Consider the following 25872-nt stretch of genomic DNA (forward strand, 5'->3'; position numbering starts at 1 on the left):
TGGAGAATGAAGCGAAAATGGGAAGTGATGATTGGAATAGCAGGTGTCATACTTTGTGTCATTTTCTTAGGCGGGTTTTCATTGACGATGACTTCGATGGAGGAAAGTATTTACGAGACGACAGTTTTTCCTATTCTGCAGGCGGGTGTTTCTGAAGAATACGTTTCAGAGAGCTTTGATGCAGTGAAAGCATTAGCTATATGGTTTGGTGTTACACTGCTAATTGTATTTATTCTAGTTGCTCTGGCTACTCTATCAATTTGGCGAAATAAATCTCCTAAAAGGGGAGCTGTGCTCTATATATTTGCCGGCTTAGCGACTTTAATAGGTACCCAATTTATTGCCTTTCCCTTAGCTTTTCTCTTTTTTATAGCAGCAGCCTTATGCCTATTTAGAAAAATAAAGGAAAAAGAAGGAGCAGGAAATGTATCGAACAAAAATAGTCAACCCGATTTTGCCAGGATTTAATCCAGATCCGTATATTTTGAAGGTGGAAGATACGTATTATATTGCCGTTTCTTCCTTTGAATGGCTGCCAGGCGTTCGCATTTATCAATCAAAAGATTTAGTGAATTGGAATCACGAAACCGATATATTAACGAATCAAGTAAATCTACGTGGAAACCCACAAAACGGAAGTATTTGGGCACCACAAATTAGTTACGCGGACGGTTTATTTTATCTTGTCTACACCGATGTAAAAAGTACAAAACGACCATTTAAAGATAGCCATAATTATTTAATTTCAGCACCAAGTATCAATGGACCATGGTCAACACCCGTGTACTTAAATAGCAGCGGCTTTGATCCGTCTTTATTCCATGATCGTGACGGACGCAAGTGGTTGTTAAATGAAATTTGGGATTATCGTATCGAAACAGGCAATAAATCAGTCGGAGTTGTCCTTCAAGAATATGATTTAGAAAAACAAAGTTTAGTAGGACCTGTCTATAAAATTTTTGATGGTACAGAATTGGCAAAAACAGAAGCACCACATATTTACCGTCATAATGATTATTACTATTTAATCACCGCGGAAGGTGGAACAGGTTCAGGTCATTCCGTGACGGTTTGCCGTGCAAAAGAACTTATCGGACCATATGAATTGGATCCACACTATCCCATGCTGACAGCAAGTGATAAACCCGAATCACCGTTACAATGTTCGGGTCACGGCAGTATTATTCAAACTCCAACGGGCAACTGGTATATGGTCTATTTATGCACTCGTCCCTTAATGGGAAAAGCAGCGATTTTAGGTCGTGAAACAGCTATTCAAGAAGTTTATTGGACAGAAGATGGCTGGCTGCGATTAGTGGATGGTGGCAATGGACCATTGGTAGAAACAGAAATTGTTACAGCAGAGCCAGTTGTACAAAGGATAAATACAAACTTCCGAGATGATTTTACAGGTGTTCTTGACAAAGAGTGGAACACTTTACGCATATTAGCGGATGATTCATGGTGCGATTTAACCAGTCGTAAGGGATATTTACGGGTATGCTCAGGCGATTCCATCCAATCCTTATTTGAACATCATATCCTAGCTATACGCCAAAAAGATTTCCGGTTTGATGCCTCTACAAAGATAGACTATACCCCAGAATCCTATAATCAAATGGCTGGATTACTATTGTATTTAAATGATAGTAATTACCTTTATGCCTACCTAACTTATGATGAGGTAAGAGGCCGTGTTATTCGATTGATGCAATGTAGAGATGGGGAATTTACCTTATTTCCAGTCATTATCCCAACAGAAGAGGGCGAAGTAGAGTTAAAGATTGAAGTTGACGGTCCTTCTGGAAAATTTTACTATCGGATGGATGAGAATACTCTTTGGCAAGAAATTGGAGAAGATCAAGATTTATTATTCTTGGCTGGAGGATTTACCGGAAACTTTGTAGGTATTGCTGTGCATGATATGGACCTGCAAGCTGGATCGTATGCTGATTTTGATTTCTTTGAATATCGTGGACTAGATTCATTGTAATAAGAATGATAATCCAAATATTAAAAAGGTGGTTACGATTGTTGAAAATTATAAAAGATAGTATTTCTTTTTTACTAGTAATATTACTAGTATTTAGTCAATTTGCTGCAACTGCTTCTGCAAAAAAACAATCTTCTGCAAATGACCTTCCAGCCCCTGTAAACTTACAGATACCAAACCTTGCTTATGACGAAGACAGTATAACTCTTGTTTGGGAAAAACCTGAAGACTATAAGGACATTGTAGATTTTAATGTTTATATGAATGGGAAGAAAGTTGGCAGCGCTTTAAAAGATAACAGCGGCCCAGCAAAAGCGTATATCGATAATTTCTATGAAAATATTGATAAAGATGATTTCCACGTTGATATACTCATTCATAATTTTATAGTAGAAAACCTTAAACCTAACAAATCTTATGAATTTTATGTAACCTCTGTAAATGCAGAAGGGATCGAATCTGCCCCTTCCAACCAAGTTGTTGGGAATACAATCTCTGTACCAGAAATTTTTAATATTGTTGATTTTGGGGCAACAGCAGATGATGAAACAAAAGATACAAAAGCGATTCAAGCCGCTATTGATGCAGCGGCACCAGGAGCGAAAGTATTAATTCCTGAAGGAAAATTTATTTCTGGGGAATTATGGCTGAAATCTGATATGACACTTCAAGTAGATGGACATCTACTTGGTTCACCGGATGCTGAAGATTATAGCATGAATTTCTGGCTTTACGATTACTCGACAGATGAGCGTTCTTACTCCCTGATTAACGCCCATACCTATGATTACGGCAGTCTAAAGAACATTAGGATTGTAGGAAACGGGGTCATTGACGGAAATGGGTGGAAATATGATAAAAGCCATCCAACAATTGATGAACTTGGCAATGAACTGCCACGTTTAGTTGCAGGTAATAATTCTAAAGTTACCGGTAATGTAAAAGTAGAAAATGGAAAAATGAGTCCTTTACATCCTGAAGCGGAAAGTACTTTCGGAATACTAGCTGCAAATCAATCCTACGCAGCCCAGGAGATGGGGATGGATGAAAAATCTGCTTATTCTGGACGGTCTAATCTGATTACTGTTCGCGGGGTTGACGGTATGTATTATGAAGGTATTACCCAGCTTAATCCAGCCAATCATGGAATTGTGAACCTTCACAGTAAAAACATCGTAGTAAATGGTACCATTTCCAAAACATACGATGGAAATAATGCGGATGGCTATGAGTTCGGTGATTCTCAAAACATTATGGTCTTCAATAACTTTGTGGATACTGGAGATGATGCCATCAACTTTGCTTCTGGAATGGGCCAAGCGGCTGCTGAAAAAGAACCAACCGGAAGTGCATGGATTTTTAATAACTATATTCGTGAAGGTCACGGTGGAGTGGTAACAGGCAGTCATACTGGCAGTTGGATACAAGATTTTGTTGTTGAAGATAACATTATGTATAAAACGGATGTGGGTTTGCGTAGTAAAACCAATACCCCGATGGGCGGCGGAGCGAGAAATATCCTCTTCAGAGATAATGCTTTAGAAGGCATTGATGGGGATGGTCCTTTTGTCTTCACTTCTGCTTATACAGATGCCAATGCTTCCATTCTTTATGAGCCTGCACAAGAACTATCTCAATTTAAAGATATGGAGATTGTTAATACAACGGTACGCAATCAAGGCGGCAGTAATAAACAATCTATCCTTGTATCTGGTAATAAGGATGTAGGGGAAGTGTACCACGAAAATATTACCTTTAGAGATGTGAAATTTGATAATGTCTATTCCGTAAATATGGATTACGCAAAGGATTTCAAATTTATTAATGTTTCCTTTACGAATGTCAAAGATAATGGCGGAAATCCATGGAGAATAAAAAACTCTACAGGACTTGTCTTTGAAGATACAACTGCTGCTCCTGAAGATGCAGACCAAAAACCAGAATGGTCAGACACGTCAGCAGTCCAAGCACTATCTTCAGCTGATGGAAAGAGTGTAACCTTAACTTGGGAGGGAGCAACTGATAAAAAAGGAGTTATAGGATACACCATATATAAAGATGGAGAAAAATTAGGATCTAACTTTACCATAACTAATAAAACAAGCTATAAAGTTACTGGGTTATCTCCAAATAAAGAATACGAATTTAAAGTAGAAGCTGCAGACGCAATCGGGAATCGTACTTCTAATGGCCCGGAAATAACAGTAAAAACGGAAGGAAAAGCTGATTTAACACCACCAGCACTTCCTGAAAATACTGAAATTTCGGAACCTAAACTAAAGATACCTGCAAGTGATACGTTTAATGGAAAAGAAGCAGAGGTTGTTTATCCTGGATTCACTTGGGCATCTATTGCTTGGAAAGCAGCAAGTGACGATGTTGGAATTGCTGGATATAACGTATATGCAAACGGAAAATTACGCGGATTTGTTACATCAAGCAAATATACGTTAACCCAACTTGAACCAGGTACAAAATATGATATTGAAGTAGAAGCAGTTGATTTTGCAGGAAATAAAACACCATATAACAGTTCACTTGAAATTGAAACGGCTGTTCCGTATGCGATTGGGGCTCCAACTTTTGATGGTGGTTTAAATGCCGCGATTGGAAAGGATGGAAAGAGTGTTTCTCTTTCTTGGAACGAGGCAAAAGCCACCAACCAAGAGGTGATCGGATACCGTGTTTATGTAAATGGGCAACCGATTCTGCCTGAGGGTGCTGAATTTACGCCAATAAATGCGGAAATGACAACAGATTTAACCAATTATACGGTAACCGGCCTTAAACAAGGGCAAAAATATACATTTAAGGTGGAAGCAGTCGGACGAGGAATCAAATTTTCCAAAAGAGAAAGACTCGCAGATGTGATTCCTAACGGTCTTTTAAAAGTATTTGGATATCGATGGAGTGGTTATGGACCGAGTGAAACTGTACACCTCATTCCTGGAAAAGCAGTTAGCGAAGAAGCTAAATCCAAGTAATTTCTAGTATTTGGTTTAATTGTAGTACGTTTAATTTGGGGGATTTAATCTACTAAAGATTAAAGAGCCCCCGAAATTATTTTCATAGGAGCTGATTAAATCTTGAAAAAACCGTCATTAAAAGGGAATAAAATCCAAGCTTCGATCATAACTGCGGCATTAGCGATTTCAAGTTTGTTAGTAGTACCAGATAGTAATGTGAATGCGGTAACTGCAGTTGAAAATATTGATAAAGTGCTTGCATTTCCCGGTGCAGAAGGTGGAGGACGCTATACTTCCGGCGGAAGATTTGGCGAAGTCTATATCGTTCATACACTAGAAGACTATGGAACTGGAGAGAGGGCAATCCCAGGATCCCTGCGTGATGCCTTAAGTAAGGACAACCGTTTTATCGTCTTTAATATCTCTGGAGCAATCAATTTAAAAGAACCATTATCTCTCAGAAAGCTTAGAAATATAACGATTGCAGGACAAACGGCTCCGGGGGATGGAATTACTCTAACTGGATACGAAACCAATATCAGTGATTCTGAGAATGTTATTATTCGCTACCTTCGCTTCCGTCCAGGAGCTGAAAATGTACATAGCGGTGATTCCATGGACGCCATTTGGGGTAGAAGCATGAAAAATGTCATGATTGATCATATATCAACAAGTTGGTCTACTGATGAAACGATGTCCTTATATCGTGCGGAAAATATGACTGTGCAGTGGTCAGTTGTAGCAGAAAGTTTAGCCATGAGCGGTCATACAAAAGGTCGTCATGGGTACGGTGGAATATGGGGTGGAGTCAATACTACCTATCATCACAATCTAGTAGCTAATCATACTTCTCGAAACCCTCGTTTAGGTGGGGGTACTGCCGAGGCAGATGATAACAACCATATTGGCTTATTTGATATCAGAAATAATGTGATTTATAACTGGGGATTTAACACTGCATATGGTGGCGGCAGAGCCTATGCCAATTATATTAATAACTATATGAAGCCAGGATTAGGCACACGTACCAGCGTAGAATCACGGGTAATTGATGCTGGGGAGAAAGATAAACCAGGTAAATTTTACATTAACGGAAATGTACTAGAAGGAAATGCTGAAGTATCCAACGATAATTCAAAAGGTATTTATGTTTCTGAAAGTGCTTCCGCAACAACGGAAATAGTAGACGAAGAGTTTAAGATGGATGGTACATCAGCTGAGGCACTAAGAACTACTTCGGCTGATGAAGCATATAATGAGGTTCTGGCAAAAGCGGGAGCAACATATCCAAAACGAGATGCCTTGGATGCTAGAATTATAAATGAAGTGAAGAATAATCAAGGTAGATTCGTTAATCGCCATGAAGAAGTAGGGGGACTCCCATACACAGCTGTAATTACTCGGCAAGAGGATTTTGATAAAGACGGTGATGGAATAGCAGATGAATGGGAATTGAATAATGGGTTAGATCCAAACAATGCTGATGATAGCAGTGAAATATCATCAGATCAAAGCGGATATACGAATATAGAAAACTACGTCAATTCATTGGTAGATATGGAATATACACCAAATAATCCAGAAATATCATTGAAAACCCCTGCAAATAATCAGATATTTAAAACAAGTGATCAAATTACGATTGAAGCAGATGTAAATGGAAAGACAGACATAGAAAAAGTAGAATTTTACAATGGAGATAAGATTATTGAAACAGTGACAAGTGAACCATTTAGGATGAGCACAAATTTACCAGATGGTACCTATTATATATCTGCCAAAGTAATAGATAAATCTGGTCTACAAACACAGGCAACTGCCTCCGCTATTCATATCAATAGCGAAACTAAATTAAAACAATGGAAATCAACGGGTATTGGAACTCCAAATATTCCAGGTCATGCATCTTTAGTTAATGATGTTATGACTGTAAAAGGTTCTGGAAAATTAAAAGAGAATGATGATAATTTCCAATTTACTTACCGTAATTTGGCAGGAGATGGAGAATTGATTGCAAAAGTAGAGACCATGACACCTGTGGATCATCACGCTTTTGCAGGGTTAATGGTCCGAGAGAGTCTTGAAAAAGATGCGAAATCGGTTGTTTTGGGTCTTTCTTATACAAAATCTTATTCATGGAAGGAAAACGGAACAACTTACTATAGAAATCCTTGGTCCGCCTATGTAGCAGCCCGTTATAAACAAGGTGGAAGTATGGACGAATTAGGTGAAAACCTTGATTCACCTGAAAATGCAATAGCATCGGGAGTCGCGTTAATAAATGATATACCTTTTAAAGATAAAGACACACCACTGGGTTATTTTCTTAAACTCAAACGAACAGGTAATGTCTTTAGAGCTGAAGGGTCTGTTGATGGAGTCAGCTGGACTTTAATAGGAGAACGCGAGATTGAAATGGATAAAAAGGTTTATATTGGAATGGCTGTTGATGGAAACAAAGTTGAGAATCAATTAAACAATCTAAATACCGCTACCTTTTCTCATATACAATTATACAAAGCCAAAAAACAATTTAAAGTTCCATCCGTTGCAAAATGAAACAGTAAATAAATGGCTTTTTAGCCAAAGATGATTTTTTTCAGCCGTACAGTGAATAGCTCACATGTGCGGCTTTTGTTATTTAATCAGAAATAATAGTCAAAAAAATTTTCAGAATAAGTTTGAAGCTCTTGTGAGATGAATTTCCCCATCGGCAAGTTTTACTCTTCGTGAACAAAATGAACAAAATGGTTAATAAGTTTTTAATGCTGTTTAAATGTATAATCTATTAAATATTCAAAAGTTTTGTAAAATTAAGAAAACGTTTACAAGGGGGAATTGAAATGTTTTCTATCAAAAGAATTTCAGCAGTAATGTGTGCAGGAGCATTGGCGCTAAGCCTTGGTGCCTGCAGCAGTAGTAATGAAACTGCAAGCCCAGGTAAAAGGGAAGAAACTACTGGCTATCCTACGAAAGCGATTACAGTAGTAGCACCTTCAGGAGCAGGGGGCGGCTGGGATTTAACCGCTCGTGCATTTACAAAAGTACTAGGTGAAACGAATTTGGTTGAACAGCCTTTGACTGTAGAGAACAAGCCTGGTGGCGGTGGTGCTGTTTTTATGGCTGAATACGCTACCAAACAAGTTGAAAATAATGACATGCTCTTTGTCAATTCACCACCGATTGTTATTAACAATCTGAAAAAAGAAGGAAACAGTCCATATGGCTACAAAAATACAACACCATTGGCACAGCTGACAAAAGATTTCGGTGCAATTGTTGTAAAAGCGGATTCCAACTATACAGACTTAAAATCAGTATTAGAAGAGGTAAAGAACGATCCTAGTAAACTAACATTTGCAGGTGGATCTGCACCTGGTTCCATGGACCATTTAATTTCCATTCTCCCTGCTTACAAATATGGGGTGGATCCAACAAAGGTTAAATACGTTTCCTATGATGGAGGCGGTGAAGCGATTACTGCGCTACTTGGCGGTAACGCAGATGTCATTGGTACTGATGCCTCAAGTGTTAAAGAATTTTTAAAGGCGGGTAAAGTGCGCGTGTTGGCGATTACCTCACCTGAGCGTTTAGCTGGTGATTATAAAGATGTCCCAACTGCAAAAGAACAGGGTGTCGATGCAGAGTTTACGATTTGGCGCGGGGTTTTTGGACCGGAAAAAATGTCTAAAGAAGCGAAGACGTATTGGGAAAAAGCAATCGATAAACTTGTGAACTCAACTGAATGGAAAAAAGAAGTAGAGACACAAGGCTGGGAGTTAGAGTATAAAAACAGTTCTGATTTCAAAAATTTTTTAGATGAGCAAGAAAGCCAAGTCCAGCAAATATTAACAGCATTAGGAATGCAAAAGTAAAACTTACGGGAAGGAGTAAACTTCTCCTTCCTCTATTTTTTTCTAAAGGGGGATTACGAATGGCAATAAAATTCGATCAAATTGCATCAGTATTGTTTCTTGCCGTAGGTGTTCTTTTTATTGTTGGGAGCAAGAATCTCGATAGCTCGTCCTATGGAAGTGCAGTTGGGCCTGATATATTTCCATTGATTCTTGGCAGTGCACTTGTTTTATTAAGTATCCGATTATTTTATGAAACATTCATCACGAAGAATCACCAGAGAACAAAAGAAAAATTACAGTACAAGCCTTTCTTAATCATTTTTGCGGCTACATTGGTTTATGTTTTAACGTTGGAAACGATAGGGTACGTCATCTCTACATTTCTATTTTTATTTGTTTGTTTTCAAATGATGGAACGTTCGAAAGTAATTCTATCCCTTATCATATCTGCTTGTTTTTCTGGACTTGTTTATTTTTTATATGTAGAGGTTTTAAAAGGTACACTGCCAAATTGGCCAATTTGGTTTTTATAGTCAACTACGGAGCATTTAGAAAGGAGATTAATGCATGAGTACACTCGATTATTTATTTCAGGGATTGGGAACAGCACTTATTTGGTATAATATCGTTTTTGCCTTTGTTGGGGTCTTAATCGGGACCGCTGTTGGTGTACTTCCTGGAATTGGACCGATGAGTGGGGTAGCCCTTCTCATTCCAGTAACGGCTTCTATCACGAGCGGCCTCCCACCAGAACAGGCTGCAACGAGTGCGCTCATTTTGCTGGCTGGAGTCTATTATGGAGCGATGTATGGCGGCTCTACCACTTCCATTCTATTAAATACACCAGGAGAATCTTCCTCTGTCGTTACGACGTTGGACGGTTACCAGATGGCCATGAAAGGAAGAGCTGGAAGTGCCTTATCCATTGCGGCCATCGGTTCTTTTGTGGCGGGCATTTTTACCCTTGTGGCACTGATTGCATTAGCAAAACCATTATCAGCAGTAGCGCTCAAATTTGGGCCGGCAGAATATTTTTCCTTAATGCTATTAGGGCTGGGGGCTGTCAGTGGTTTAGCTGGAAAATCGGTAACAAAGGCATTAATTATGACGGTTTTCGGTTTATTACTTGGTACAATTGGAATCGACAACGTATCTGGTATTGCCAGATTTACATTTAATGTTCCATGGTTGTATCAGGGAATTGAGTTTTTAACCATCGCGGTAGGGTTGTTTGCAGTTGGTGAGGTTTTTAAGACCATTTTGGAAAAAGAAGAGGAAGATAACGAGATTGCAAGGATTAATAACTTACTTCCTTCAAAAGCTGAGCTAAAAGAATCCGCAGGACCAATTGCCCGAGGTTCGATCTTAGGCTTCTTTATAGGAATATTACCTGGCGCAGGAGCGACTCTTGCTTCTTTCTTTTCTTATATTCTAGAAAAAAAGATCTCAAAAACGCCTTCAAAGTTTGGAACAGGAACGATTGCAGGGGTTGCGGCACCAGAATCAGCGAATAATGCGGCATCAGGGGGAGCGATGATCCCATTATTAACATTAGGTATTCCAGGTTCAGGTACTACTGCTATTTTAATGGGAGCCCTGATGATGTATAACGTCCAGCCGGGGCCGTTATTATTTGAGGACCATCCTCAAGTGGCATGGGGACTGATTGCCAGCATGTTTATTGGGAACATCATGCTTTTAATTTTAAATCTTCCACTAGTCAAAGTGTTCGCGAAAATTATTCAAACACCAAAGCAATTCTTGATTCCTATGATTATTGCAATCTCCATTTTTGGTGTCTATGCGGTCCAAGTATCAACGAACGATCTTTTACTTTTATTGGGTTGTGGAATTCTTGGATATTTCTTAAGTAAAAATGATTATCCAATCGCCCCGCTCGTTCTTGGATTGGTGTTAGGGCCCATGGTAGAGAATAATTTACGAAGAGCTTTAACAATATCTAATGGAGATTTCAGTGTTTTCTTTACACGACCGATTTCACTCGTTTTTCTTATTATTACTTTCCTTTGGCTGCTAATACCGTTCATCATGAAAAGAAGAGGGAAAGAAGTAATTATTAATATTGAAGGATAATTTTTTTAATAATGTGAAAACTCCTTTATTTAAGGAGTTTTTTTACTATAATAAGTATTGAGGTGATTGCGTGCGTTTACATTCGAAATTAATGCTAGTCATTCTTCTTCTTATTATCTCAATCGGAGTTATTTTTGAGGTTACTTTTAAGAATATAATGGAAACCAATCTTAAACATGAAATAGGTTCTAAAGCCTTATCTGTAGCCCAATCGATTGCAAATATGCCAGATATCCAGAAGGCATTTCATGCAAAAGATCCTGCGTCTGTTATCCAGCCAATCGCGGATAGCATTCGGAAACAGGTTGGGGCAGAATTTATAGTTATCGGAAATATGAATGAAATCCGATATTCGCATCCTAATCCGAAGCGATTAGGACAAAAAATGGTGGGAGGAGATAATGGTCTTGTTTTTAAAGGAGAATCTGTCATCTCAGAATCTACCGGAACTCTAGGTCCGTCTTTACGGGGGAAAGCACCTATCTTTAGCCAGGGAGAAGTTATTGGCGTTGTTTCAGTCGGTTATCTCCAAACGGATATTGAAAAGGAAGTTTCAAAAATACAGAAAAAAGTCTTTTTTGCTACACTGCTTATTCTAATAGGAGGATTACTAGCGGGATTACTAATCTCTTTAAATATCAAAAAAGCGATGTTTGGGCTAGAACCAAAAGAAATTGCTTGGATGTACCAAGAGAAACATGCCATTTTAGAGTCTATTCATGAAGGGATCGTTGCGATAGATACTGATGGGAGAATCACTGTAGTGAATGAAACGGCTCATAAAATTTTAGAAGTTCCAAATGAGACACTGCTCCGTGGAAAAAGAATTGAAGATGTCATAGAAAATACGAATCTACTTGAAGTAGTTCGAAATGGACAGGCAGAATATGATAAGGAAATTATCATCTTTGGGGATGTATTTTTGGCAAATCGTATTCCAATTTTTAATAAGAAAGGTGTTGTGATTGGGGCTGTCGCAAGTTTACGTAATAAGTCAGAGCTGGCCCAGTTACTGCAGGAATTATCCCATGTAAAAGCATATGCAGAAGGATTACGTGCTCAAACCCACGAATACTCTAATCGTCTATATACCCTATTAGGCTTGATTCAGCTTGGGTCATATAAAGAAGCCATTGATTTTATCTCAAAAGAAGTGGATGTCGCTCAAGGCTTCATTCAATTTTTAATGAAGGAAATTCCCGACCCTATTATTGCAGGGTTTATTTTAGGAAAGGTAAGTCTAGCAAGCGAATTGAAAGTTGATTTTTCAATAAATAGAGAGAGCAGCTTTAAAGATATCGCAGATGAAATCAGCAGAGATTCATTAGTAACCATTATTGGCAACCTTGTCAATAATTCTTTTGAAGCAGTCAGGGAGAATGAAAAAGTAGAGAAAAGAGTTTCGCTATTTTTAACAGACCTTGGTAAAGAACTGATTATTGAAGTAGAAGATAACGGGAAAGGAATTGATACTACAAATTACGAACAGATTTTTAATCAAGGCTATACTACAAAGAATACCAATAGTAATGCAGGGCTTGGGCTTAGTCTAGTTCAAAAGGCAATTAATGACTTAAGTGGATATGTCACTTTTTCATCAAACGTAGGGGAAGGTACGATTTTTACAGTGGCGATACCAAAGTGCAGGGGGGACTGTGAATGAAGGGGAATCGAGATATCGAAGTATTAATTGTCGAGGATGATTTAAGGATAGCTGAAATACAAAAGAGGTTCCTTGAACAGATTGAAGGCTTTCAAGCGGTTGGGATAGCAGCCAGCTATCTAGAGGCGAAAACCTTAATGGATATTTTACAGCCGGACTTACTTTTGTTAGATGTTTATTTTCCTGATATGAACGGAATAGATTTACTAAAAGAAACAAAACAACAATCGAAACAAATGGATGTTATTATGATTACCGCTACAAAAGAAATCCATAGAGTGCAAGAAGCTATTAGTATAGGAGTATTTGATTATATTATTAAACCGGTAGTTTTTGATCGATTTAGGCAATCGCTCCTCCGATATAAGGAGTATCATGGCAATTTATTACAGTTAGGAAAAAATATTACTCATGTGACTCAGCAGCAGGTGGACAAACTATTACGGAAAGAAGCGGATGGAGCTGGAACCGAAAAGTCTTACCTCCCGAAAGGAATCGATCCGCTAACACTCGAAAAAGTGATGGAGGTTCTCGGTAAGGTTGAATATGGTCTAACAGCAGAGAGTGTTGCGAAAGAAATAGGTGTAAGCAGAACAACCGCAAGAAGGTACCTTGAACATTTGGTATATAATGAAAGTATAGAAGCCGATTTATCATACGGAACAGTAGGTCGGCCAGAACGTGTTTATATCGTTTTAAGCAAAGCAACTAAGAATTAAGAATTTGATTTTGCTAGGAGGTTTTCTGCCTGAGGTCACTAAAAGTTTCATTACAAACAAAAATATTCGGGCTGGCTCTCTCACTAGGTTTATTGTTAATCATACTAATGACAGGATTCTATAGTTATATGGAAAGTAAACAAATTGAGGAAAATAAGGGAAGGCTGGCATTGGAATTATCGAAAACCGTTTCATTTATCCCGACTATCATTGATGCTTTTCAAACGAGCGACCCTGCTAAAACGATACAGCCTATAGCCGAGAAAATACGAAATGAAACAGGTGCCGAATTTGTAGTCATAGGAAATAGAGATGGCATACGATATTCGCATCCTTTGAACACAAAAATTGGGCAGAAAATGACAGGGGGAGATAATGAAAGAGCGCTTGTCCAAGGAGAATATTATATCTCGAAGGCAGAGGGTACACTCGGACCATCTATTAGAGGAAAATCCCCTATTTATAATCATCAGGGGGAGATTATAGGAATCGTTTCTGTAGGATATCTCCTTGAAGATGTCAATCAGCAAATCCTAAATAATCTCAGGAGAGTGCTCATTGTTTCTTTCTTTGCCCTTTTGATTTCCCTTCTAGGCAGTATGTTACTAGGACGCAATATCCGCAGGGATACAATGGGGCTTGAGCCTTATGAAATTGCCTCTCTTTATAAAGAGAAAAACGCTGTTCTGCATGCGGTAAAAGAAGGTATCTTAGCAATAGATAAAGAAGGCTACATTACGATGATGAATCAGCAGGCGAAGCGTCTTCTGCATCTTCAGGGAACAGTCAGAAATATGAAAGTGGATGGTCTATTTCCTTCTAATTATTTGTATGAAGTATTAAGAACGGGAAACTCTCAATCGGATAAAGAAATGGTCTGGAATCATAAAACCATCATCGTTAATAGTACTCCTATCGTTGATGAAAATGGTACTAAGGGGGTTGTTGCTTCTTTTCGTGACAAAACAGAAATAGAGCAAATGCTAAATACTATATCTGAAGTAAAAAGATATTCGGAAGATCTTCGTGCCCAAACTCATGAATTCACCAATAAGTTATACGTTTTATTGGGTCTGCTTCAACTTGGTGAATATAACGAGGCAATAAATATGATCCAATGTGAAACACAAACACTGCAATTTCAGAATTCAGTCGTTTTTAACCAGATCAAAGATTCGAAAGTGCAGGCCATCCTTTTAGGGAAATTAGGAAAAGCATCAGAAAAGAAAATTAAGTTTGAGATTATTTCAGACAGCTATCTGGAAATATTACCTTCCCATATTAAACTCTCTAACTTGATCGTGATCCTTGGAAACTTAATAGATAATGCGTTTGAAGCAGTCTATGAATGCGAGACGCCGACGGTTAAGTTCTTCGCTACAGATATTGGAAGAGATATCATTTTTGAGATTTCGGACAATGGGAAGGGAATAAGTGATGTAGATTTTCCTCTTCTGTTTGAAAGAGGGTATACCTCTAAAAATGGCACTGAGCCAAGGGGATTTGGTTTAGCAAATGCTGAAGAGGCTGTTTTGGAGTTGAAGGGGATTATCGAGGTACAAAGCAACCAGGAAAGTGGATCTGTTTTTACTGTTTATCTTCCAAAGAATGTGCAAGGGGATGAGAATTTTGGATAAGATAAAAGTGGCTATCGCGGAAGACGATTTTCGAATAGCGGAAATACATGAGAAATTTATAGATAGGTTTAAAGAAATAGAGGTGGTTGGGAAATCTTTGAATGGTGAGCAGACTCTCCAGTTATTAGAGCAAAAAAACCCTGATCTACTCTTGCTAGATGTATATATGCCAGATATGCTTGGTTCTGAGTTACTCCCCATGATCCGGGAGAATTTCCCCAAAGTTAGTATTATTATGATAACAGCAGCAACAGATAAAATTTTCATTGAAAAAGCTTTAAGCTATGGAGTTGAGAATTACTTAATTAAACCAGTAAGCAGGGAAAGATTCGATGAAGTCATTCATGATTATATAAAAAAACACTCTCTTCTTTCAGCCACTCAGGAAGTAAATCAGAATTATGTAGACTTGTTATTCCGAAAAGGGAAAAATGAAGTGCCGACAAAGAGTGCAGGATTGCCAAAAGGAATTGACGAAATTACCTTAGGAAAAGTTAAGGCTGTTTTTCATGATAGAAGAGAGGGACTTTCCGCAGAAGATGTTGGAAAGGAAATTGGTGCTTCACGGATAACTGCGCGAAGGTACTTGGAATATCTCTCCTCTAAACAGGAAGTAAGAGCAGAAGTTGTTTATGGAATTGTGGGCAGACCGGAAAGGAAATACTATCCAGTATTGTAAGGAGGGCAAATGACCCTCCTTTTGTTATTTACATCTTTAGTTTAGCTTATTGTATACCCCAATAAGTTATTCTTTGCTTTGAAAAATTACCCTCCTATGAACAAAATGTACAAAATCAATTTTATTTACGTTAATAACTTTATTTTGGTAACGTTTTCACATCTGAATATTTTGATTATATTTAATTTACAAACAAAAGAGGTGAAGACGATGCTTGCAATATTAGGGTTCTTGATGATTATTACTTTTATGATTTTAATTATGACCAAACGCCTTCCCGCTATGATTGCCCTTATAGTGATCCCTGTCATTTTTGCATTGCTTGGCGGATTTGGTAAGGAAATGGGGCCAATGGCGCTTGAAGGCATAAAAAGTGTTGCCCCAACGGGAATTATGATCCTATTCGCTATTCTCTTTTTCGGCATCATGATTGATGCAGGAGTATTTGATCCTATTATTTCTACCATCTTAAAAGTAGTAAAGGGAGATCCAGTAAAAATAGCTATTGGAACTGCAGTCCTTGCACTTTTAATATCCCTTGACGGGGATGGAACAACTACATACATCATTACCATCTCTGCCATGCTGCCTTTGTATAAGCGTATTGGTATGAAACCATTAATCCTTGCTGGAATTGCGGTATCTGCTTCAGGTGTCATGAACCTTCTCCCATGGGGGGGACCTACTGCTAGGGCCATGACGGCATTAAATCTTGAGATGTCAGATGTTTTTACTCCGGTTATACCTAGTATGGCGGGGGGGATAATGTTCGTATTGTTCATGGCCTACTGTCTTGGGAGAAAAGAACGGAAACGAGTTGGAATACTGCAAGTCGACTACAGCACAATGTCGATGATAGCAGCTACATCAGAGGACGCGTATCTAAAACGCCCAAAACTAATACTTGTAAACTATCTTCTTACGATTATTCTATTAGTTGCATTAATCAAAGAACTACTTCCAACAACCGTATTGTTTATGCTAGGATTTGCGTTGGCGATTACAATAAATTATCCAAAAATAAGTGACCAAAAAGAACGAATTGCAAATTATGCAGATAATGCGTTATCAGTAGTTTCAATGGTATTTGCTGCAGGTATTTTTACTGGTATTCTTTCAGGAACGAAAATGGTCGATGCCATGGCAACGACCATGATCTCCTATATTCCAGATTTACTTGGTTCTCAGTTTGCACTTATCACTGCGATTATCAGTGCACCCCTAACGTTTTTCATGTCAAATGATGCCTTTTACTATGGAGTTTTGCCTTTGCTTGCCAAAGCAGCAAGTGTATATGGAATTGACCCTGAGTTTATTGGACGGGCATCACTATTGGGGCAGCCAGTCCATCTATTAAGCCCTCTTGTACCTTCTACGTACCTATTAGTCGGTATGGTTGGAGAAGATTTTGGTGACTTACAGCGCACATTCCTTAAATGGGCCTGTGGTTCAACTCTGGTTATGATTGCCGTTGCAATTATATTGTCAATTATTCCTTTTTAACTAGTCGAAGAACAAAGGAAAATCGATAGGAGATGAATGTTAATGTGGATAATTACTGTCTATTTAAAAGGAAACAATATTTCAATGTTTGAATTTAATTCTGAAAAAGAAGCCAAAGAAGCTTTTAAAAATGTTTCGGGTTGTAAGATTCTTTCAGAGGTAATTTATTTTAACGATCAGGTAGTGTAAATAGTAGGAAAATGCGATTTATTATTTATTAATAAACTGCATTTTTCCTTTTTTCATTAGAGAGAGAAGGTACGTTGTATGAGTATTTTGTATCATATATTACTAGATATCATATTTCCGATATTCCTGTTGATTGGGGCAGGCGCAGTACTACAGCGTGTCATTAGGCTTGATTTATCTACACTTTCAACATTGACGGTGTATTTCTTATTGCCAGCGGTTTGTTTTGTTAATATATATGAGAGCAATATGTCAAGCGAGTTAATTAGCCAAACGTTAGTATTTTTACTGCTTTTTAATATTCTGCTTATCTTAACCAGCATGTTTATTGCGAAAGTTAACAAGTTTGACCGTAAGCTGACAGCAACCTTTAAAAACAGTATGGTTTTGAGCAATTCAGGTAATTACGGTCTCCCTGTAAGTGAACTAGTATTTGCCGCTAATCCTGCAGGTATGTCGATACAGATTATTATTTCTATTTTTCAAAATCTCCTTACATTCACATATGGTTTTTTCAACAGTGTTTCTGCCCAGAGCAGCGGTATAGAAATCCTGAGAAAAATTATCCGTCTTCCGGTTATTTACGCTTTATTACTGGCAATATTGTTGAAATGGCTACACATTGATATTCCAGAATTTTTGTGGAGGCCAATTGAAAATTCTTCAAATGCGTTTTTGGCAGTTGCACTTGTTACACTTGGGGCTCAAGTGGCATTTTTAAAGATTACGCGAATTTCTAGACCCATTGTTTGGATTGTAATCGGCCGGCTGATTATATCTCCTATCATTGGGTTACTAGTTATCTTTATTCTTGGATTAACAGATATCACTGCTCAGGCTTTATTTATCGCCAGCTCATTTCCTTCTTCAAGAAATAGTGCTTTGCTGGCACTTGAGTATGATAATTATCCAGAATATGCTTCCCAAGCCGTCCTATTGACTACAATCATAAGCGGTATTACGGTTGCGGTTGTCGTTTATCTATCTAAAATACTTTTTTAACTCATTAACTTACATGAACTTTAATAGATTCATCATTGGCATCTTTTTTATTTTGATAGGCATTTTTTAAAGGCACCATTGATAGGGCAGCGGCTGCAATTAAGCCAGGTATCGCAAAAGCGATAAAGTTTAAGTGAATGGGTAAAGAAACTGATAATAGGAATCCTCCTAACAGGGGACCGAGCATACCGCCAATTCTGCCGACTCCAGAAGCCATCCCTAATGCTGTAGATCTAATAGATGGCGGATAGTACTGAGATACATAGGCCTGAACAATATTTTGTGCACCGATGGTTGCAGCACCGGCAATAGCTACTAATAGATATATTACTAACGTATTTCCCCCAAATCCTAATAGTGTCAGAGCCACGGCGCCTGAGGCATACATCGGAACAAGCATTTTTTTTGAACCGTATTTATCACAAAGTCGTCCGATTATTAGTGTCCCGATAATAGCTCCGCCTTGGAGGGCAATGAGAAAGCCTAAGCTTGAATTTAATCCATATCCTGCTTCCATCATCAATTTTGGAAGCCAAGTATTCAAACCATAAACCATCAATAAACAACTGAAAAACGCTGTCCAAAACATAACCGTACTGAAGGCTCGGTTCTCCTTAAATAATCCTATTATAGGAACCTTTGATTCTTGGATTTTTAAGTCGATAACCTCATCATTTTGATTAATAAGCGAATCTGGACTCACTTTAGCAAGAGTTGAAATCAATTTTTCTTTCTTACCTGTACGGATAAGATAGCTGGCTGTTTCGGGCAGCTGTTTATACATGATAGGCAAAAATAGTAGAGGAAGACCCGCAAACCAGAAGATTGATTCCCATCCGAATGTTGGCATTAAGAAGATCCCTATTAAGGGAGCAAGAATTCCCCCAACAGAATAACCACATAAAACGATACTAACAATCATACTTCTCATCGTCTTAGGTGCATAATCTGTTAATAGTGCGATAACATTTGGCATGATTCCTCCCAAACCTAAGCCAGCTAAGAAACGAAAGGTTGAGAAAGTAGCAGGGGTTTCGGCAAATCCGCAAAGGAATGTAAATAAACTAAACAGTACTAATGTTATAGCAATCACATTTTTTCTGCCAATACGGTCAGCTAGAGTACCGAAAAAGATTGCCCCAAACATCATCCCAAATAACCCATAGGTACCGATTGCTCCAGCTTCCACCGATGAAAGATTCCATTCCTTTATCAAGCTCGGTAAAACCGTTCCATAGACGACCAGATCATACCCATCAAACAAGATAATGATAAAACTCCATACTAGTAACCCTAAATGAAAGCGGTTAAATTTGCTGTTAGCAATAACTTCAGTAGAATTAATCGGTGTCATATTTTTTCCCCCTTGTAAAGTAAAATCAAATGATAACACTTACGGAAATATGAGTAATTCATATTTGTTATTGGTTAACATAAGTCGTACTTTACTTATAGTTAATGGTGTTCTCTAATTAGAGATTATAAACACTGATGGTTTTATTTTCAATAAAATATTTATACTTTTCGGAATATTATCAATAAATTAGGTCCATAGAACCATTACATCAAATGCGTGTTTAGTGACAAAAACAGGCATAGTTTAATGAATTCTATCGGAAGCCGTTTGGTTTTGCTTATTGTCTGATGGTTGAACATTGACAAGACAAGTGTTGTATTTAAAACTCACAATTGTTACCATCAACTTATGAAAATATATAAATTTACCTGTAGAAAGGGTGAAAGACAGTTGACGAGTAAAATAGAAGAGTTTGCTAAATTATTGGCAGAAGCAGAGTCCACACGAGTGGGAATTTCACCGCTTACTTCAATCGATTCAGAGTTGAAAGTGAAGGAATCCTATTATGTCCAGCTGGAAAATATTAAGAAAAAAGTAGAACAGGGACAGAAAATTATAGGAAAGAAGATTGGCTTAACTTCCCTGGCCATGCAAAATCTATTGGGAGTTGATGAGCCGGATTATGGTCATTTATTAGACAGTATGGTGGTTGAAAACGGAGGTTTCATTTCCTTCGACAAAGTTATACAGCCAAATGTAGAGGCGGAGATTGCTTTTATTTTAAAAAAGGAATTACGGGGACCAAATCTTACTGCTCTAGATGTTCTTCAGGCAACGGAGTGTATTGTTCCAGCGCTTGAAATCGTAGATAGCAGAGTAAAAGATTGGAAGATAAAGCTGGCAGATACGGTTGCAGATAATGCTTCATCAGGATTTTATGTACTTGGGGGCAAGCCCATCAAGGTTGAAGACATTGATCTTGAGCTGATTGGAATGGCTTTTTATAAAAATGGCGAATTGGTCAATACAGGGGTTGGTGCGGCGGCATTAGGTAATCCAGCTAATTGTGTAGCGTGGTTAGCTAATAAGTTATCAGAATTTGATATCCCATTGCGTGCAGGTGAAGTGATTCTCTCAGGGGCTTTATCGGCAGCGATAGAAGCACGGGCAGGGGATTCATTTACGGCAAGATTTGCACACATTGGGCAGGTAAGCGTCCATTTTAGAACGGAGGAGAAAGAGTAATGAGTCAATACAAGGATATCGCTAATTACCTCGTTTCAGCAGAGGAAGAAAGGCGTGAAGTTCCCAAGGTAACTGTAAGCCTGAAGCCGGATTTATCAGTGGAGGAAGCGTACCTTGTACAAAAAGTAATCGTAAACCGCAAGGTAAATGAAGGAAGAAGAATCGTTGGTCCTAAGATGGGTTTAACCAGCTTTGCGAAGATGAAGCAAATGGGCATTGAAGAGCCTATTTATGGTTATGTTTTTGATTATATGTTGATTGAAAATGGCGGTAAAGTCCGTTTAAGTGATGTGATTCATCCGAAAGTAGAGGCAGAGGTTGCTTTTGTGATGGGAGAAGATCTCAAAGGTCCTGGAATCACAGGAGCACAGGCTCTCGCGAAAACGGAATTCGTTCTCCCGGCATTGGAAATCATCGACAGCCGTTATGAAAATTTTCAGTTTACGTTGCCGGATGTCATTGCTGACAATGCCTCAACCTCCCGAGTTGTGTTTGGAACAACCTTGAAAAAACCGGAACAATTTGAACTGGATCATGTTGGCGCAACGCTTTCAATCAATGGTGAAATCAAGGAATTAGGTGCAGGAGCTGCAGTCTTAGGACACCCGGCCCAATCTGTAGCGATGCTTGCCAATATGCTAGCAAGAAAGGGTGAGAGGGTTCGCAAGGGTGACGTGATACTAACTGGCGGCATTACAGCTGCCGTTAAGTTGAACTATGGCGATATCGTTACTGGAAAATTTGATGGTTTTGGCGAAGTATCATTTACTGTAACCGATTAAAAAATCATAAATAGAGGGGATTATCATGCCTATTATTCAGGTGCAAATGATGGAAGGAAGACCAAAAGAAAAAGTAGCAGAATTAATTCGTAATGTTACGAATACAGTTTCGGAAACCTTGGATGCTCCAAAAGAGAATATAAGAGTAATCGTAACGGAAATCCCTAAGACCCACTGGGGAAAAGCTGGAGAGCCTGTTGGAAAATAAATAAATACTCAGCATGTGCTTGATATCTTCATGCTAGAATTGATTCTTTTCAGTAAGTGTATAGTAAGCTTAAAACCAAGGAATATTTTTATCCTTGGTTTTTTGTATTCTAAATAAATAAATCTAAAAGATAAATTTAGGATGACTTAATAGGAGGCATCAACTATGAAAGAATTTCCAAATGGTATCGTTCCATTACCACAGGATTTTTATGAACAACCTACTTTAGAAATGGCAAAGGCAATGCTCGGCTGCCTTCTTGTAAAAGAAACACACCAGGGCATCGCCGCTGGATATATTGTAGAAACAGAGGCATACATAGGTCCCGATGATAGGGCAGCGCATAGCTATAATTACAGAAGGACTGCAAGAACAGAAATCATGTTTCATCGTTCCGGCCTTGCCTATACATATCTAATGCATACACACTGCCTATTCAATGTGGTCAGCGGAGGTGAAGAAAAACCTGAAGCTATTTTGGTCCGAGCCCTGGAACCTCGGTACGGTATCGATCTTATGAAAACTAGGAGAGGGATTGGAGAATTAAAAAATCTGACTAACGGTCCTGGAAAACTGACGAAGGCATTGGGTATAACAATGGAGGACTATGGATGCTCACTCACACATCCACCCGTATATTTAGCAAAAGGTTTTTATCCTGAGAGCATTTCAGTTGGAAAAAGGATTGGAATTGAGAATACTGGTGATGCAAAGGACTTACCTTGGCGTTTCTGGATTACGAATAGTCAATATGTTTCAAGGCATCAAAAGTCGGAAAACGTAGTTAATTTGAACCCGTGATTATCATCACAAAATTATCTCCACTTTTAGCATATGATTTAAGAATAGGTAATAGATACGACCGAAACCAAGGAAAACAGGAAAATCGGATGTATGGTATGGGGAAGAGGAGGGGGTAGGGTGGAAATTTCGAACGTTGTATTAAGTGCTCCATTGCAACAATTAATGGAGGAGCATGTGTCGCTCCGACAAGCTATGGATCAATTCTATGAGATTACGGAAGAGATAGAATCGAAATCGGGTCTTGTTGTTGTTCAATTATTTGGGGAATTGTATGAACGGGTTTCAGCTTTTACCATTAATTTGAAGGCACATTCTAAACGAGAGGATGTAGGTTTGTTCCCTATGATGTCTCGCCGTCTTGGAGACAATGACAGAACAATCGAGGTAATGGAGGAAGAACATGAGAAGGCTGAGGGGCACCTGCAGGATTTTCTATCTGAAGCTGAACAGGCGGGTTCGACCATAGATGAAAATACTGCTCAATGGATTTCAGTATACGCCGTCCAAGCTTATGCTACCTTAACACAACACTTTGCAAAGGAAGAAAAAGTGTTGTTTCCGTTGGCAGAGAAGATACTTTCGGTTGACGAGAAGGAGGAACTTGAACATCTGTTTCAGGCTAGTGAGAACCTAGGTAAAAAGTACATGATAGTACAAAGGAACAAACCAACTTAGCATTCTTTAAAGAGTACACTTAGTTGGTTTGTTTTTAATTAAGACACTATAAAATAAAGTTTGCAAAAAGATATAATATCACAATACTTACTAACATCGTTATATTTGACATCGTGGCAATGAAACGGATGCTAGTAATGCTATATTTAAATTCAACTGCAAAAGTTAAGGCAGATGCTGCAACCGGCAGTAATAGACCAATCAGAATGGTAGAACGAAGCATGATGTCAGCTGGAAGGGTGAAGTATAAAACTAAACCCACGATAAGACCTAAGCCATATCGGAAAGCTAAAAATTTCACCATTGGCCTAATAAATTGTTTGTCAAACTTAAAATTTAAAAAGAGTCCTAATAGTAATAATGATAAGGGTATATTTGCTCCTGAAATCGTACTTGCAACTTCAATGAACATATCAGGTAGGTGGATGTGGCTAAAGTTTAATATACTAGCAATAATATAAGTCATTAACGGAATAGACTTTCCAAGTTTCTTTAGAATTTCTAATGGGTTAAGACGAAGACCTTCATTTGAAAAATAACTTCCAAAAATAAAAGAGATTCCAAAGACAAGAAATGATGCTCCAACATCAAACATACTAAAATAAGTTAATCCTTCCATTCCCCAAATTGCATAAACTAAAGGAAATGCAAATAAGCCAACATTAAAACCGTGAGATAACATCAAAAGGGAACCCTTAAGTTCTCTTTCCTCATTTTTAAAGAATAATAGGCCTAGAATGGCCGTTATCATTCCATAAATAATTACAATGACTGGTAACATAATTAATGAAGTTTCTATTTTAACAGAATCAAAAGTTACAATAACTAAAGCAGGAAGGGTAATTTTAAAAATAATTTTTGAAATCACTTCTCCATCTTTTTCTTGTAAAATATTTAGTCGTTTTAATAGATAGCCAAAGGCAATGATGATAATAATATTAAGAAATTCCTGATTCATAAATAAATAACGCTCCTCTATGATGTATCTAATCTGTATAAAAATAAAAAATTATCTTTGAAAGTTTAATTCTAATTAAACCACACTTTCAATCATTATATATAGATATTTGTTATAAAGAAATAAGTAAAAACAACAACTTTTTTAAATAAAGATTTAAGAATTTGCATCCCCATATTGTCACTTTATTATTATCATGTTACTATTAGTTGAAATTAAATCCCTTTAATCTGGTCCAGAGAGTCCAAAAAGGCGAAAGTAAAATTCATACATATTTATTATGTCTATGAATGCCTTTTTGTCCTTTGGATGGAAAGGCATTTTATTTTTGCTTATTATCTTTTAATCTGAGTCCTGTGAGGCTTGAAAGGAGAACAACAAGAATGGATTATCGTAAAAAAACAGTAGTTGCTTCAGTAGCGGGTTTAACATTAGAGGGCATGGATATTATGTTTATATCCTTTGCGATGTCGATGATTATTGCAGAGTTTCATATCGATATGGCAGCTGGTGGACTTATTTCATCCATAACTAATTTAGGAATGCTAGCTGGGGGAGTCATTTTCGGTATTTTAGCAGATAAATTTGGGAGAGTTAGAATTTTCACCTATACGATTCTATTATTTGCTGTCGGAACTGCGTTAACCGGGCTGGCACAAAATATTGAACAAGTATATTTATTTAGATTTATTGCAGGTTTAGGAGCTGGGGGAGAATACGGTATTGGTATGGCGCTTGTCGCTGAGGCATGGCCAAAGAATAAACAAGGGCGCGCTTCTTCCTACGTTAGTGTCGGTGCTCAATATGGTGTTATCCTTGCCGCACTTCTAAGTGCAATGATTCTTCCTTCCTGGGGATGGAGAGGGTTGTTCTTCGTTGGATTGGCTCCGGTTATTTTCGCCTTTATCGTTCGAAAGAAACTAGACGAATCACCGGTATGGGTGGAATCACAAAAGAAGAAGCAACTTGTTCAGAAGCAAGGAAAACTGAAGCAATTGTTTGCTACTCCTAGAATTGCTGTAACGACTGTCGCTTTAGCAATAATGGCAACCGTACAAATCGCTGGATATAATGGTTTAATGATTTGGCTGCCATCGATGCTTCAACAATCCCAAGGATTATCCGTTTCAAGCTCGGCTCTTTGGACCATTAGTACCGCCGCAGGTATGATTGCAGGTATGTTAACGTTTGGTCAATTTATGGATCGGTTTGGAATGAAGCGTTCGTATGGAATCTTCTTAGCTGCTTCCGCTGTTGCTGTCTTCTTTTACTCCTTTGCTTCAGGCAGCACAGGTCTTTTAATTGGAGGTGCGATTGTAGGTTTCTTCTCCAATGGAATGTTTGCAGGTTATGGCGCACTAATTAGCAAATATTATTCTGTAGAAATTCGCAGTACAGCAACGAACACAATTTTTAACTTTGGCAGGGCTTTAGGGGGATTATCTCCAATTTTAGTAGGTTATATTCTTCAACACGCAAATGTAACGGTAGCAATGACGTACCTGGCACTGCTCTATTGTATCTCCTTTATAGCGATGGTTAGTTTGCGAAATGGAAAAGGTAGAAAAGAAGAAATCAATAGTTTATCTGAAGCAGTGTAA

The 25872-nt window shown here is 38.1% G+C and carries 22 protein-coding genes; 20 read left to right on the top strand and 2 right to left on the bottom strand.

Translation table 11 applies throughout. The features are described from left to right. The first annotated feature begins 6 nt into the window (after positions 1 to 6). The 14 genes from QNH48_RS11050 (at position 7) to QNH48_RS11115 (ending at position 18302) form a co-directional block, all read left to right on the top strand. Positions 7 to 468 (top strand): DUF4064 domain-containing protein, encoded by a 462-nt coding sequence (locus QNH48_RS11050; protein WP_283954931.1) that lies wholly within the window; start codon positions 7 to 9, stop codon positions 466 to 468. Then, positions 425 to 1993 carry a glycoside hydrolase family 43 protein gene (locus tag QNH48_RS11055; RefSeq protein WP_283954932.1) on the top strand — a complete coding sequence of 523 codons (1569 nt, stop codon included), beginning with the start codon at positions 425 to 427 and terminating at the stop codon, positions 1991 to 1993. The genes QNH48_RS11050 and QNH48_RS11055 overlap by 44 nt, the downstream gene beginning before the upstream one ends. Positions 1994 to 2031: 38 nt before the next feature. Beyond that, entirely contained in the window at positions 2032 to 4977 is a 2946-nt protein-coding gene (locus tag QNH48_RS11060) for a fibronectin type III domain-containing protein (RefSeq protein WP_283954933.1), read from the top strand. 102 nt (positions 4978 to 5079) lie between these two features. Beyond that, on the top strand, positions 5080 to 7518 hold the full coding sequence (locus QNH48_RS11065; RefSeq protein ID WP_283954934.1) for an Ig-like domain-containing protein: 2439 nt from the start codon (positions 5080 to 5082) through the stop codon (positions 7516 to 7518). Positions 7519 to 7802: 284 nt separating this feature from the next. Then, entirely contained in the window at positions 7803 to 8834 is a 1032-nt protein-coding gene (locus QNH48_RS11070; protein ID WP_283954935.1) for a Bug family tripartite tricarboxylate transporter substrate binding protein, read from the top strand. Positions 8835 to 8893: 59 nt separating this feature from the next. Beyond that, complete coding sequence (locus QNH48_RS11075) at positions 8894 to 9349, top strand: tripartite tricarboxylate transporter TctB family protein (protein WP_283954936.1); 456 nt, start codon at positions 8894 to 8896, stop codon at positions 9347 to 9349. 34 nt (positions 9350 to 9383) lie between these two features. Further along, complete coding sequence (locus QNH48_RS11080) at positions 9384 to 10910, top strand: tripartite tricarboxylate transporter permease (RefSeq protein WP_283954937.1); 1527 nt, start codon at positions 9384 to 9386, stop codon at positions 10908 to 10910. Positions 10911 to 10980: 70 nt separating this feature from the next. After that, positions 10981 to 12573, top strand: coding sequence for an ATP-binding protein (locus tag QNH48_RS11085; protein ID WP_283954938.1), 1593 nt, complete (start codon positions 10981 to 10983; stop codon positions 12571 to 12573). Beyond that, positions 12570 to 13292 (top strand): response regulator, encoded by a 723-nt coding sequence (locus QNH48_RS11090; protein WP_283954939.1) that lies wholly within the window; start codon positions 12570 to 12572, stop codon positions 13290 to 13292. Before QNH48_RS11085 ends, QNH48_RS11090 begins: the two co-directional genes overlap by 4 nt. 128 nt (positions 13293 to 13420) lie before the next feature. Continuing rightward, entirely contained in the window at positions 13421 to 14929 is a 1509-nt protein-coding gene (locus tag QNH48_RS11095) for an ATP-binding protein (protein WP_481858466.1), read from the top strand. After that, positions 14922 to 15608 carry a response regulator gene (locus tag QNH48_RS11100; RefSeq protein WP_283954940.1) on the top strand — a complete coding sequence of 229 codons (687 nt, stop codon included), beginning with the start codon at positions 14922 to 14924 and terminating at the stop codon, positions 15606 to 15608. The genes QNH48_RS11095 and QNH48_RS11100 overlap by 8 nt, the downstream gene beginning before the upstream one ends. Positions 15609 to 15713: 105 nt before the next feature. Beyond that, a complete protein-coding gene (locus QNH48_RS11105; RefSeq protein WP_283954941.1) occupies positions 15714 to 17111 on the top strand; it encodes a CitMHS family transporter in 1398 nt (465 codons plus the stop codon). Between the two features lie 42 nt (positions 17112 to 17153). Beyond that, positions 17154 to 17300, top strand: coding sequence for a hypothetical protein (locus tag QNH48_RS11110; RefSeq protein WP_165979065.1), 147 nt, complete (start codon positions 17154 to 17156; stop codon positions 17298 to 17300). A 78-nt stretch (positions 17301 to 17378) separates the two neighbouring features. Further along, on the top strand, positions 17379 to 18302 hold the full coding sequence (locus QNH48_RS11115; RefSeq protein ID WP_283954942.1) for an AEC family transporter: 924 nt from the start codon (positions 17379 to 17381) through the stop codon (positions 18300 to 18302). A 4-nt stretch (positions 18303 to 18306) separates the two neighbouring features. Here the strand turns inward: QNH48_RS11115 and QNH48_RS11120 are convergent, their stop codons facing one another. Further along, positions 18307 to 19656, bottom strand: a complete 1350-nt coding sequence (locus QNH48_RS11120; RefSeq protein ID WP_283954943.1) for an MFS transporter — start codon at positions 19654 to 19656, stop codon at positions 18307 to 18309. Positions 19657 to 20049: 393 nt separating this feature from the next. Between QNH48_RS11120 and QNH48_RS11125 the strand changes: the two genes are divergently transcribed. The 5 genes from QNH48_RS11125 to QNH48_RS11145 all read left to right on the top strand — a co-directional run bounded on the left by QNH48_RS11125 (position 20050) and on the right by QNH48_RS11145 (position 23313). After that, complete coding sequence (locus QNH48_RS11125; protein WP_283954944.1) at positions 20050 to 20844, top strand: 2-keto-4-pentenoate hydratase; 795 nt, start codon at positions 20050 to 20052, stop codon at positions 20842 to 20844. Beyond that, entirely contained in the window at positions 20844 to 21626 is a 783-nt protein-coding gene (locus QNH48_RS11130) for a 2-keto-4-pentenoate hydratase (protein WP_283954945.1), read from the top strand. The genes QNH48_RS11125 and QNH48_RS11130 overlap by 1 nt, the downstream gene beginning before the upstream one ends. 25 nt (positions 21627 to 21651) lie before the next feature. Further along, the gene (locus QNH48_RS11135; RefSeq protein ID WP_095250991.1) at positions 21652 to 21834 is read left to right on the top strand and encodes a 4-oxalocrotonate tautomerase; all 183 of its coding nucleotides are present in this window, start codon (positions 21652 to 21654) and stop codon (positions 21832 to 21834) included. Between the two features lie 165 nt (positions 21835 to 21999). After that, entirely contained in the window at positions 22000 to 22635 is a 636-nt protein-coding gene (locus QNH48_RS11140) for a DNA-3-methyladenine glycosylase (protein WP_283954946.1), read from the top strand. A gap of 120 nt (positions 22636 to 22755) precedes the next feature. After that, complete coding sequence (locus QNH48_RS11145; protein ID WP_283954947.1) at positions 22756 to 23313, top strand: hemerythrin domain-containing protein; 558 nt, start codon at positions 22756 to 22758, stop codon at positions 23311 to 23313. Positions 23314 to 23359: 46 nt separating this feature from the next. Here the strand turns inward: QNH48_RS11145 and QNH48_RS11150 are convergent, their stop codons facing one another. Next, positions 23360 to 24271, bottom strand: a complete 912-nt coding sequence (locus QNH48_RS11150; RefSeq protein ID WP_283954948.1) for an AEC family transporter — start codon at positions 24269 to 24271, stop codon at positions 23360 to 23362. A gap of 383 nt (positions 24272 to 24654) precedes the next feature. Here QNH48_RS11150 and QNH48_RS11155 point away from each other — a divergent pair, with 383 nt between their 5' ends. Continuing rightward, positions 24655 to 25872: an MFS transporter gene (locus QNH48_RS11155; protein WP_283954949.1), complete on the top strand. Its 1218-nt coding sequence runs from the start codon at positions 24655 to 24657 to the stop codon at positions 25870 to 25872.

This window comes from Neobacillus sp. YX16 (assembly GCF_030123505.1).
GTDB lineage: Bacteria > Bacillota > Bacilli > Bacillales > Cytobacillaceae > Neobacillus.